The sequence below is a fragment of the Frigoribacterium sp. AC394 genome (genome assembly GCF_979258095.1).
The window spans coordinates 1294601-1306881 of sequence record NZ_OZ409834.1; the positions used below are offsets into that span (position 1 = coordinate 1294601).

Sequence of the window (12281 nt, forward strand, 5' to 3'; positions counted from 1 at the left end):
GCGGTTGCGTCCCCGAAGGCGAGGATGTCCCCCGGAGGCGCGGAGACGGGGGACGGAATGGTGACGATCCGGTGTCGGAGGCGCCGTCCGCTCGAACGGGGGGCCGTGCGGCACCCGGCGGGTCACCTAGGTTCGGATCGACGCGTCCACCCGAGGCGCCGTACCGTTCCAGGGGGAACACGCATGCCCAGATCACACCGCCTCCGCTCACGAGCCGGCGCCGCCGCCGCGCTCGTCGCCGCGATGGTCCTCGCCCCGACCGCCGCACTCGCCGCCCAGGCGCCCGCGACGCCCGCCGCACCCGCCGCACAGGCACCCGCCGACGTGGTCGAGGTCGCACCGACCGACACCTCGACCACCGCGCCGACGCCGGTCGAGACCGCCGAGCCCGGCGAGCCCGCCGAGACCGGCACCGGCACCGGCACCGGCACGTCGGTCGTCGTCGGGGACCGCCCGGCCTCGACGCATGCTCCCGCCGCGACGCCTGCTCCGAGTGCGACGCCCGCCCCGGCACCGGCCGCCGCCGCGTCGTCGTCGGTCGTCGTCGTGCCCGGCGAGCCTTCGGAGCCCGACCTGTACACGCTGTCGTCCATCACGTCCCCCGGCGAGAACGTGATGTTCTTCGCCGACTACTTCACCCCCGGCGACGCGGTGAAGGTCGACGTCGACGGCCCGGTCGTGACGGACTCCACGGAGTTCTTCGTCCACCCCGGCGATGGGGACTTCGTCTTCGACACCGAGGGATCCACGTACTTCGACATGGACATCCCCGCCACTCTGGCCCTGGGCACCTTCGTGCTCACGGTCTCGGATCAGAGCGGCCTCTCCCGCTCCATCGACATGACGGTGCGCGAGCCGATCGCCGCGCCGACGATCACGGCGCCGACCGACGCGACCGCCGGGGTCGTCTCGCTCACCGGAAGCGACGCGGTCCCCGGCTCCATCGCCAGCGTCGTCCTCGCCGACGGTGGAGTCGTCGACGAGTTCGACGACGGCGCGGTCGCCGTCGGTGGCGCAGTCGTCGAACCGCTCATGGCCGAGAACGAGAGTTCGATCACCCGGTCCGCAGCTGCCGACTCCGACGACTGGTCCGAGTTCCCCTACGACACCGAGCCCGTGACCTACGACCCCGACACGATGTTCGTCGTGGCGACGGTGCCCGTCGCAGCCGACGGCACGTTCACGGCGGAGTTCGTCGTGCCGGCCGGCGAGTACGTCACCTTCGCCCAACTCCTCGTCGTCGTGAACGATGAGGACTTCGTCTTCTCGCCGGAGTCGGACCTCATCCGGTTCGCGGTCGCCGAGGCCGTCGCCACCCCGACGCCCGGCGCCAACACTCCCCCGGTCGTCGTGCCCGCCGGTAACACCACCGTCGTCGCAGACGGTGCCGGCGGCGCGGACGAGCGGCGTGCGCGCGGGGTGCTCGCCTACACGGGCGCCGATCAGGGCGTCTGGATCGCCGGCGCCGCCGCGCTGCTGGCGCTCGGCACGGCACTGGTGGCCGCACCGCGCCTCCGGCGTCGCTTCGGTCGCTGAACCTCCAGGTGAGCATCGCACCTCCGAACGACGAGGTGCGTTGCTCGCACCCGGGTTCTCGCCCCCGGATGCGGGCGCGATCGGGCCGAGGCGAGTGCAATGGACGGATGATCGACACGTTCCTGCAGCGCCCGGCCCACCCGATTGAGTGGGTCGCCGATGCGGTGCGGGCGCTCGCGGCCCTCAGCGTCGTGGTGGTCGGCATCGGCTGGGGCTTCGTCGAGATCGCCGTCATGATGCTCGCCCTCGCCGCCGTGCTGGCCCCGAGGTTCCTCGGGGTGCGGGCCGGGTTCGACGTCTTCGCCGGCGCGACCGTGCTCGTCGCCGCCTGGAGCAGCGTCTTCGAGCTGTACACGCGCATCGCGGGCTGGGACACCCTCGTGCACTTCGCCCTCAACGGCGTGCTCGCGGCTCTCGCCGTCATCGTGGTGCAGCACACCGGGTTCGTGCCGTCCCGAGGCCACCGACTCGGACTCGCCGCCGCCACGGTCGCGATCGGTCTCGCCGCGGGCGTCCTGTGGGAGATCGGCGAATGGTGGGGTCACCACGTCGTCGACGACGCGATCTTCGTGACCTACGACGACACCATCGGCGACCTCGCCGCGGGCGGAGCCGGAGCCCTCGTCGCGGGCATCGCCCTCCCCGTGCTGACCGCCCGGCGCCGCCGACACGATGCAGGCGGACCCACGGGCGGCACCCGCACCGACACGGGAACCGTCGACACGAGGCCGGCCGACACGGGACCCGCCGACGACACGCTCACCCCGCCGACCGACCGACGAGGCGCACCGCTCACCTGGTGACGCGCCGTCGCCCGCCCCTCCGGAACAGCCGAGGAGGCGCGGGTCGGCTCCGCACCGGAGCCTCTCGTGCTCCTGCGGCGTCCTCTGCGGTGCCCGCGGCGGCGGCGTCAGCGGCGCCTCCGGCGACCTCGACGGGCAGATGCCCGCCGCCCGACAGCACGTCGACCGCGGCGACCTCGTGCGTCAGCCCGAGGCGACGGAACACGCCCGCCGGGTCGGCCCGCAGCCAGCGCCACCAGGGTCGACCGTCGACGCCGTGCACCGAGAACGAGTGCAGCGCGCGGTAGGTGCGCAACCAGGGGCCGTTGCGGAGACTGAGCGGACGGGCCGAGATGCCGGCGACGAGATCGTGCCGATAGGCGATCCGGCCCTGCCCGGCGAGCTGCAGATCACCGAGGTGGACGGCGAGATCCATGTCGTCGTGCAGCATCCGGTCGTGCCGGTGCACCACGTCGCGCACCCGCGACCACGCCGAGCGGCGCATCATCATCGTCGAGCCGAACAACGGCCAGTGCGCCAGCCCGGCCCCGACGATCAGGTGATACGCCCCGACGTAGAACGTCGAGAGGACGGTGCCCGCCAGGACGGGCGCGTCGTAGAACCGGGCGTTCGTGCTGACCGCCAGCACGTCGGCGTCCTGCTCGAAGGTGCGGACGAGCTCGGCGACCCAGTGTCGCGGCAGCACGCTGTCGGCGTCGACGCGACCGATCAGGTCGGCGGTAGTGGAGTCGTAGCCTGTGCTCGCGGCCGCCGCGATGCCGACCTCTGACTCGGTGACCACACGGGCGCCGTGCCGTCGCGCGACCTCGACCGTGTCGTCGGTGCTGCCGTTGTCGACGACGACGACCTCGTCGGGGAGACGGGTCTGCCGCGCGAGCGACCTGAGACAGGCGTCGAGCAGATCGCCGTCGTCGCGAACAGGGACGACCACGCAGACGAGCACCGCACCAGTCAACCCCGTCGGGCGCGTTCTCGGGCGTCCGCCGCGCCTCCTCGACCGGGTTCGGCCCGCCCGGGGTCGAGGAATCACGACTCGCCGCGGGGTCGGGAGGATGCGCGGCGAGTCGTGACTCATCGAGCGGGCCAGGAGGAGGCGCGGGCCTGGGCGCACGGGAAAACCCCACCTCGCGCAGCCGTGGGGCTCTGCGAGGTGGGGTTCCACCGGGAACACGGGTCCCGGCCTGGGGCCGGAGCCCGAGTCGTCGTACTGAGGAGCAGTGCCGCCGGAGCGGCGCCGACTACTCGGTCGCGACGGTGATCTTCGCGACGCCGACGAGCATCTCGTCCTGGACGGCGTCGGTGCTGAAGGTCTCGTTCAGCAGCGCGGCGGCGTCGGGGCTGATGTGCACGGTCGTGCCCTCGAGGACGGCGTTGGTGCCCTCCATCTGGAGGGGCTTCAGGGTGCCGCCCCAGAGGTTGAACAGGTAGGCGTCTTCGACGACGACCTCGCCGTTGGCGGACACGGTGCCGTAGAGCTTCGACTCGCCCGGGTCGATGCGGAAGTCGGTGAGCTCGACGGTGGTGTCACCGGCGGTCAGCGACAGGCCCGAGCCGTCGTGGTCGAGCTCGCCCTGGACGTAGGGGCGGACGTCGGAGGAGGGGTCGTAGTAGTCGACGTTGCCGCCGGTGATCGGGAACGCGAAGGTGCCCGTGGCGCCGTCGAAGGTTCCGGTGCCGACCGGGGCCGGGGTCAGACCCAGCGAGGTGAGCGCGTCGACGAAGGACTGGTCGACGGTGACCTGGGTGTCGACGCCGTTGCTGAGGTCGGGGAGCGAGGCGACCGGGGTGGCCTCGGCGCTGGGCTCGGCCGATGCCGATGCCGAGCTGGTCGACTCGGTGGAGCCGCTGTTGGAGTCCATCGAGCACGCGGCGAGCGAGAACACGAGGGCGCCGGAAGCGACGAGGCCGAGTCCGACCTTGGTGATCTTCTTACGGGAGAAAGCATTCATGATCAGGTCCTTTTCTGTGATTCCCGGTGGGGATGAAAAGGATTCGCCACCCTCCCGGGAAACGATTGGAACGATCTTCTTTCGTTATCGCCCCGTTACCTGCGAGGGCGACCGGTGATCCGTCGCGCGCCTCCTCGGGGGGGGGGGGGACGACGAAGGGGCCGGGCACATGGCCCGGCCCCTTCGGCTGGATCAGCCCTGGAACGTCTGGACGGCGATCATCGCACCGACCACCATCGAGGCGATGTTCGCCGCGATGCCCACGAAGCCGAGGATGATGCCGACGAGCGCCATGGTGCGGGCGTTCTCGCGCTTGCGCGACAGGAAGCCGAGGATGACGGCCGCGATGGCCATGAGGATCCACAGGATCGGGAAGAACGGGCTGAGCACGACGCTCACGATGCCGAAGACGAGCGACAGGACGGCCATCGTCTTCTTCTGCGTGGTGGGCGTGGCGTCGGGTGCCGGGTTGGCGTAGGTCATGGGTTCCCCTTGGTGTGAAAGATGACAGGCCGTCGTGATCGAACGGCCCGGTACGGATCGAAGATACCGGCAACCGGGGCGGCAGGCACGGACTCGTCTCGAAAGGCGCCCACGGCGCGCCCACGGTGCGCGGCCGGGGCGACGCGGTGTGATGTGGTCATGACCGACTCGACCCGCGCCTCCTCGTCCACCACCGCCCCCGACGAGACGCCCGTCGTCGTCGGGGTCGGCCCCGTCTCGGCCGCCGACGTCGTGCGGGTGGCACGCCACGGCGTCCGCATCGGGATCGCCGAGGAGGCGCGGGTCGCCGTGGCCGCCAGCCGCACCGTCATCGACGCGCTCGCCACCGACGACCGCCCGCACTACGGCATCTCGACCGGTTTCGGCGCCCTCGCCACGACCTACATCGACGCCGACCGGCGCACGCAGCTCCAGAAGAGCCTCGTCCGCTCGCACGCCGCCGGATCGGGGCCCGAGGTCGAGCGCGAGGTCGTGCGGGCCCTGATGCTGCTGCGCATCTCGACCCTGCTGACCGGGCGGACGGGCATCTCCCCCACCACCGTCGAGCGCTACGTCGATCTGCTGAACGCCGGCATCACGCCCATCGTCGCCGAGTACGGCTCGCTCGGCTGCTAGGGCGACCTCGCCCCCCTCGCCCACTGCGCGCTGGCCCTGATGGGCGAGGGCCAGGTGCGCGACGCGTCGGGCACGGCCATGCCCGCCGCCGAGGCCCTGGCGGCCGTCGGCATCGAACCGGTCGTGCTCGCCGAGAAGGAGGGTCTGGCGCTGATCAACGGCACCGACGGCATGCTCGGGATGCTGACCCTCGCCCTCGCCGACCTCGACCTGCTGCTCGCCACGGCCGACGTCTCGGCCGCCCTGTCGATCGAGGCGCTGCTCGGAACCGACGCCGTCTTCGCGGCCGATCTCCACGCGCTCCGCCCGCAGGCCGGGCAGCAGTCGTCGGCCTCGAACCTCCGCCGGCTGCTCGCCGGGTCGCCCATCGTCGCCAGTCACGCCCACCCGGGTCACACCGTCGTGCAGGACGCCTACTCGCTGCGCTGCGCCCCGCAGGTGCACGGCGGCGCGCGCGACACCGTCGACCACGCCCGACTGGTCGCCGACCGCGAGCTCGCCTCGGCGGTCGACAACCCCGTGGTCACGGTCGACGGGCGCGTGCAGTCGAACGGGAACTTCCACGGGGCGCCGGTCGCCTACGTGCTCGACTTCCTGGCGATCGTCGTCGCGGACGTCGCGAGCATGTCCGAGCGACGCACCGACCGCCTCCTCGATCCGCATCGCAACCACGGGCTGCCGGCGTTCCTGGCGCACGACGCCGGGGTCGACAGCGGGCTGATGATCGCGCAGTACACGTCGGCGGGCATCGTCTCGACGCTGAAGCGGCTGGCCGTGCCGGCGTCGGTGGACTCGATCCCGTCGTCGGCCATGCAGGAGGACCACGTGTCGATGGGCTGGTCGGCCGCCCGCAAGCTGCGGACCGCCGTCGACGGACTCGCCCGCGTCGTGGGCATCGAGGTGCTGGCCGCGGCTCGCGCCCTCGAGCTGCGCGCACCGCTCGAGATGGGGGCCCCGGCTCGCGCGGTCGTCGGGGCCCTGCGGCCCGAGGTCGGCGGTCCGGGGCCGGATCGGTGGCTCGCGCCCGAGATCGACGCCGCGCACGCCGCCGTCGCGTCGGGCCGGGTGCGGGCTGCCGCCGAGTCGGCCGTGGGTGCGCTGGACTGACGCCGCCGGGGTTCGGCGGGTTCGTGTCGGCAGCGGCGGGTCAGCTGGGCTGACGCCGCAGGGGTGCGGCGGGTCCGTGTCGGCGGTGGCGGGTCAGCGCTGACCCGCCGCGGATGACGGGAACCCGCCGAACCCGATTGGGACTCGCAGGAGGCGCGGGGCCGGAACCCGCCGAACCCGATGGGGACAGGCAGGAGGCGCGGGGCCGGAACCCGCCGGACCACGCTGGGACAGGCAGGAGGCGCGGTGCGGGATCTCCCCGCACCGCGCCTCCTCGGTTCCGCTACGCCCGGTGAGCGGGCGGACCGTCCGACCCCTGCACGTGCGGAGCACCGTCGGGTGCGGCACCCTCGATCACGTGCGACGCGTGCTCGCCGTCGGCGTTCGCGGCGGCGCCGGTCGAGCTGCCGGGGTGCGACCGCTCGAGCGAGGCTCCCTCGACGTCGACGTCGGGCAGGATCCGGTCGAGCCACTTCGGGATCCACCACGCGGCGTCACCCAGCAGGTGCATCACCGCGGGGATCAGCAGCAGGCGGACGACGAACGCGTCGACCAGCACTCCGAGCGCCAGCCCCAGACCGATCGACTGGATCATCACCGAGTTCGAGAACACGAAGCCGGCGAACACCGCGGTCATGATCAGCGCGGCCGCGGTGACGACGGTGCGCCCCGCGTGGACTCCGCGCTGCACGGCGAGACGCGCGCCAGCACCGTGGGCGTACGACTCGCGCATGCCGCTGACGAGGAACAGCTGGTAGTCCATCGCGAGCCCGAACAGCACCCCGACCATCAGGATCGGCAGGAAGCTCAGGATGGGCCCCGGGTCGTGCACGCCGAAGACGGGCGCCAGCCAGCCCCACTGGAACACCGCGGTCACCCCGCCGAACGCCGCGAACAGCGACAGCACGAACCCGATGGTCGCCGTGATCGGCACGAGGATCGACCGGAACACGAAGATCAGGATGATCAGCGAGAGCCCCACGACGACGAGCAGGTAGAGCGGCAGCGCGGCCGACAGCTTCTCGCTGACGTCGATGTTGCCGGAGGCGTTGCCGGCGACTCCGAACTCGGACACCCCGTCGAGCTCGAGACCGCGCAGGTCGCGGACGAGCTGCTCGGTCGACTCGTCGGTCGGACCACCGTCGGGCACGACCTGGAAGGCCAGCAGGGTGTCGTCGTCGGAGGCGCCGATGGGCGCGACCGCGACCACGTCGGACTGGTCTTTCAGCAGTGTTCCGACACGGACCTGCTCGGCGACGAGATCGTCGTCGGACACGGCCTCGTCGAGGTCGGCGACGACGAGCAGCGGACCGTTGACCCCGGCACCGAACTTGTCGGCGACGAGCGTGTACGCCTTGTACGCGCTCGAGTCGACGGGCTCGGACGAGCCGGCCGGCAGACCGAGGCGCATCGAGAGCGCGGGGATCGCCACGATCAGCAGCACGATGACGCCGCCGATCAGGGTGAGCACGGCGCGGCTGGTCTTCATCGGCTTGCTCGGCACGCGCACCGGGCCGGTGTGACCGACGCGGGCGCGGACCTTCTTCGGCAGGATGCGCATCCCGACGATCGAGAGGAGCGCCGGGGTGAGCGTGATCGCGATCAGGATCGCGGCCAGCACGCAGACCGCACCGACCGTTCCCATCAGGCCGAGGAACGGGATGCCCGTGAGGTTCAGCGCGAGCAGGGCGATCAGCACCGTCGAGCCGGCGAAGACGACCGCGTTGCCCGACGTGCCGTTGGCCAGACCGATCGACTCGGGCAGCGGGGTGCCGTCACGGAGCTGCGTCCGGTGCCGGTTCAGGATGAACAGCGAGTAGTCGATGCCGACCGCGAGACCCAGCATCACCCCCAGCACGGGCGTGACCGACAGCATCTCGACGGTGCCCGAGAGGGCGAGCGAGGCGAGCACGCCGACGCCCACGCCGATCAGCGCGTTGATGAGCGGCAGACCGGCGCCGATGAGGGTGCCGAGCATGACGAGCAGCACGATGGCGGCGATGACGACGCCGGCCACCTCGCCCGGTCCGAGGATCTCGGGGATGGAGGCGGCGATGTCGTTCGACACCTCGGCGCGGACGCCGTCGATGTCGGCCTCGTTCATCTCGGCGACCACGGCCTCCTTCGACTCTGCCGGGACGAGGTTCAGCGCCTCGTCGAACTGGATGGTCGCGACGGCGGTCGTCTCGTCGGTCGAGACCTGACGGATGTCCTCCGCGAGGGCCAGCAGGGCCGCGCCGTCCTCCAGGGTCGTGCTCTGCGTCTCGAGCTCGGTGCGGCTGGAGTCGAGGGTCGCCTGCTGCTCGTCGATCTGCTTCTGGCCGGCGTCGATCTGAGCCTGCTGCGCGTCGAGCTGAGGCTGCGCGGCGGCGAGCTGACCCGCGGCCTCGGCCTGGGCGCGCGCGGCGTCCAGCTGCTGCTGACCGGCGGTGAGCTGGTCTTGCGCCACGTCGATCTGCGACTGGCCCGCCTCGAGCTGCGCGGTGCCGTCGGTGATCTGCTGGCGACCGTCGGCGACCTGCTTCTTCTGATCGTCGAGCTGCTGCTGCGTGTCGAAGGGGTTCGTGCTGCCCTTGACGTCGTCGAGCTCTTCGGTGGACGTCAGCAGATCGCCGACGGCGGTCTTCTGCGCGTCGGTGAAGGGGGCGTCGTCGGTCGTGGTGAACACCACGGTGCCGGTGCCGCCGCTGGCCTGCGGGAACTTGTCGGCCAGCTCGTCGCTGACCTCCTGGGTGGCGGTGCCGGGGATGCTGACGGCGCTCGTGAGCGTGCCGCCGAACAACGCGAACGCGCCGCCGGCGAGGCCGAGCACGACGAGCCAGGCGACGACGACCGTCCAGGCCCGGCGGGCGGCGAACCGTCCGAGTCGATAGAGCAGAGATGCCATGGTGCTGGGTTCCTCCAGAAGGTGAAGCGGGGGTGTGCTGCGGTGGGGGTGGTGGGGCCTCGCGTCGCGTCGTCGGGAAGGAGGTGCGGGTCGGTCGTCGCGGGCGGCGGCCGGGGGCGGTCGGTGACGGTCAGTCGGCGGGTGCGTACCCGCGTCGGACGGTCGAGACGAGTCGGTCGAGGAGGGCGTCCCACTCGGCGCGCGAGGCGGGGTCGAGGGAGGCGCCGGTCGCGGTGATCCAGCGGTGCGAGACGACGGCGATGCCGTTCATCATCGAGCTGACCAGGATCTCGGCCTCGAGACCGTCGGCGTCGCTGCCGCGCACGGCGAGCTCGACGGAGAAGCTCTTCGGTCGTGCGGGTGAAGACGTCCTGGATGAGATGGTGCGATCGCGGATCGGTGCCGTCGTCGCCGAGCACCGTCCAGAGGTAGGCGATCACGGCCGGCAGGTCGATGCCGCGCATGGCGGCGGTGATCTCGGAGAACATCGACGCCGGCGAGCCGTCTCCGACGGGCGTCGCCGCGGTCGCGGCCCGGAACTCGTCGACGGCGCCGGTGAGCACGCGGGTGCAGGCCGTCATGACGACCTCGTCGAGCGAGGCGAAGTGGTTGAAGACGGTGCGGCGCGAGACGTCGGCGCGCTCGGCGAGCTCGTCGACGCTGAACCTCGGGGCGCCCCGTTCGGCGATCAGGGCGTCGGCGGCGTCGACGATCGCGAGGCGGTGCTTGGCCTTGAGGGCGGCACGGCGATCGGGCGCGAGGGTCTTGACGGTCACGTGCCTACACTAAGTGCACCGACGCACTCGGTGCACGGTGCGGGGCTGGGGATCGACTGGGACTTCGGAGGCGCGCCGAGGCGAGTAAGCTCGCGGCTGGCCGCACGAGGGCCGTGAATTCAAGGGTCGATGGGGATCCGCACACCATCGACACCCGCAGGAGCTCAGCATGAGCGAAGATCACCGTAAGCACGTCGTCATCGTCGGCGGAGGGTTCGCCGGCATCGCCGCCGTCAGGGCGCTGCGCAATGCCGACGTCCGCGTGACCCTCGTCGATCGCCACGTCTACAACATGTTCCAGCCGCTCATGTACCAGGTCGCGACCGGCGGCCTCAACGCCGGCGACGTCACCTACTTCTTGCGGAGCCTCCGCTCGCGGCAGTCGAACGCCGACTTCCGTCACGGTCTGCTCACCACCATCCGCCCGGACGAGCGCATCATCACCCTGCGCGACGGCGAGGAGATCGCCTACGACGCCCTCGTGCTCGCGAACGGCGTGAACACCAGCTACTTCGGCACCAAGGGCGCCTACGAGTACGCCTACTCGATGTACTCGCGGTCGCAGGCTCTGCGGATCCGCGACGAGCTCTTCACCCAGCTCGAGAACGCCGCGGCCTCGCAGGGCAGCGGGGAGGTGCGGGTCGTCATCGTCGGCGGCGGTGCGACCGGTGTCGAGATGGCCGGCTCGCTGGCCGAGCTGCGCGACCAGGCCCTGAAAGACGCCTACCCCGAGATCGACGCGTCGAGCATCACGATCACCCTCGTGCACCGCAGCGGCGAGCTGCTCAAGCCCTTCGCCCCGCGCCTCCGCCGCTACGCCGCCAAGGTGCTGCGCAAGCGCGGCGTCGACCTCCGACTCGACACCGGTGTCGAAGAGGTGCGCCCCGACGGGGTCGTCGCCGCCGACGGCGAGTTCATCCCGGCCGAGCTCGTCATCTGGGCGACCGGTGTCGCCGCGCACGCCGAGGTCGCCGGCTGGGGTGTGCCGCAGACCCACGGCGGGCGCATCCAGGTCAACGACGACCTCACGGTCAAGGGCCTGAGCTGCATCTTCGCCGCCGGCGACATCGCCGCCACCGACGACGCCCTCGCCCAGCTGGCCCAGCCGGCGATCCAGGGCGGCGAGCACATCGGAGAGCAGATCCAGCGGATGTTCGCGGGTAAGCCGCTGACCAGGTTCAAGTACCACGACAAGGGCACCATGGCCACGGTCGGCACCAACGCCGCCGTCGTCCAGCTGCCGAACGGCTTCACCCTGACCGGCCCGATCGCCTGGCTGCTCTGGGTCTTCGTGCACATCACGAGCCTGCTCGGCAACGGCAACCGCCTGTCGACCCTCACCCACTTCACGGTCCGGTACCTCTGGGCGATGCGCAAGCGGGCCATCCCGATCGTCGGCGACGTGCGCCCGGTGCGCCCGAACGGCGACCGTGCGCCCGAGAAGTGGCAGACGGAGAAGACCGAGTAGCGCCTCCTCGGCCACCGCACGGCGCCAGAAGATGGACACCGCGCCAGGATTCCACCTGGCGCCGTGTCCATCTTCTGATGCGGGGCCGTCAGGCCCACGGGACGAAGAGCTTCACGAACGCTTGATCCATGTCACCTTCACCGTCGCTCCAGAAAAACTACCCACGGAGTACTTCGAAAGCGTGGGGCCGGTGACCGTCTTGTTGTTGTAAATCCACTTGAGTTGACCGGCTCTGTCGCCCGAGTACCAGCTCGTCTTATTCGAGTGCGAGACGTTCATGGACCCTGCTCCAGAGTACCCATGGAAGACAGACCCTCTTAGACACAGGGGCGCCGTCGAGCAGCCCGGTCCCACCATGCCGATTCTCGTATCGCGCCCACCGCGCTCGACGTCGACGATGGCCCCGGTGGCCGGGTCGAGCTCGTAGATCATGCTCGCCTCGTAGCCGGAATCGTGTCGCTCAGTCGAGTCGGGGCTGCTTGTCAGCCCTGGCTTTTCGACAGCGTGCGCAGCAGGCACAAATCCTGTGAAAGCCAGAGCGAGCGTGGCCGCGATGACTGCAAGCGAGCGGGATGTTTTCTTGGACATGTCTGCAACTCCTTCAACTAGGGGTGCGACCAATTTAAAATACATTCC

9 protein-coding genes and 2 pseudogenes are annotated in these 12281 nt (G+C 71.0%); 4 read left to right on the plus strand and 7 right to left on the minus strand.

The window, feature by feature from the left end; translation table 11 throughout:
- Window positions 1–183 precede the first annotated feature (183 nt).
- A complete protein-coding gene (locus ACZZY9_RS05935; protein WP_463463369.1) occupies window positions 184–1536 on the plus strand; it encodes a hypothetical protein in 1353 nt (450 codons plus the stop codon).
- A 107-nt stretch (window positions 1537–1643) separates the two neighbouring features.
- Window positions 1644–2339: a hypothetical protein gene (locus tag ACZZY9_RS05940; protein ID WP_463463370.1), complete on the plus strand. Its 696-nt coding sequence runs from the start codon at window positions 1644–1646 to the stop codon at window positions 2337–2339.
- Here ACZZY9_RS05940 and ACZZY9_RS05945 read toward each other — a convergent pair.
- The 3 genes from ACZZY9_RS05945 to ACZZY9_RS05955 form a co-directional block, all read right to left on the minus strand.
- Window positions 2329–3270 (minus strand): glycosyltransferase family A protein, encoded by a 942-nt coding sequence (locus ACZZY9_RS05945; protein WP_463463371.1) that lies wholly within the window; start codon window positions 3268–3270, stop codon window positions 2329–2331. The two genes, ACZZY9_RS05940 and ACZZY9_RS05945, sit on opposite strands and share 11 nt — an antisense overlap.
- A 307-nt stretch (window positions 3271–3577) precedes the next feature.
- Window positions 3578–4288 carry a hypothetical protein gene (locus ACZZY9_RS05950; protein ID WP_463463372.1) on the minus strand — a complete coding sequence of 237 codons (711 nt, stop codon included), beginning with the start codon at window positions 4286–4288 and terminating at the stop codon, window positions 3578–3580.
- 192 nt (window positions 4289–4480) lie between these two features.
- Entirely contained in the window at window positions 4481–4771 is a 291-nt protein-coding gene (locus tag ACZZY9_RS05955; protein WP_320477863.1) for a DUF4190 domain-containing protein, read from the minus strand.
- A 159-nt stretch (window positions 4772–4930) separates the two neighbouring features.
- On the opposite strand from ACZZY9_RS05955, the pseudogene hutH reads away from it, so the two are divergent.
- Window positions 4931–6514: pseudogene (hutH, locus tag ACZZY9_RS05960) on the plus strand (histidine ammonia-lyase).
- 283 nt (window positions 6515–6797) lie between these two features.
- On the opposite strand, the gene ACZZY9_RS05965 reads toward hutH, so the two are convergent.
- From ACZZY9_RS05965 to ACZZY9_RS05975, 3 genes and pseudogenes are all read right to left on the minus strand, one after another.
- On the minus strand, window positions 6798–9401 hold the full coding sequence (locus tag ACZZY9_RS05965; protein WP_463463373.1) for an MMPL family transporter: 2604 nt from the start codon (window positions 9399–9401) through the stop codon (window positions 6798–6800).
- A 130-nt stretch (window positions 9402–9531) separates the two neighbouring features.
- Complete coding sequence (locus ACZZY9_RS05970) at window positions 9532–9726, minus strand: hypothetical protein (RefSeq protein ID WP_463464697.1); 195 nt, start codon at window positions 9724–9726, stop codon at window positions 9532–9534.
- 274 nt (window positions 9727–10000) lie between these two features.
- Window positions 10001–10177 (minus strand): annotated as a pseudogene (locus ACZZY9_RS05975) (helix-turn-helix domain-containing protein); the annotation flags it as partial.
- A gap of 169 nt (window positions 10178–10346) precedes the next feature.
- On the opposite strand from ACZZY9_RS05975, the gene ACZZY9_RS05980 reads away from it, so the two are divergent.
- Entirely contained in the window at window positions 10347–11645 is a 1299-nt protein-coding gene (locus ACZZY9_RS05980; protein WP_463463374.1) for an NAD(P)/FAD-dependent oxidoreductase, read from the plus strand.
- 111 nt (window positions 11646–11756) lie between these two features.
- Here the strand turns inward: ACZZY9_RS05980 and ACZZY9_RS05985 are convergent, their stop codons facing one another.
- Complete coding sequence (locus ACZZY9_RS05985) at window positions 11757–12233, minus strand: hypothetical protein (RefSeq protein WP_463463375.1); 477 nt, start codon at window positions 12231–12233, stop codon at window positions 11757–11759.
- Window positions 12234–12281: the final 48 nt, after the last annotated feature.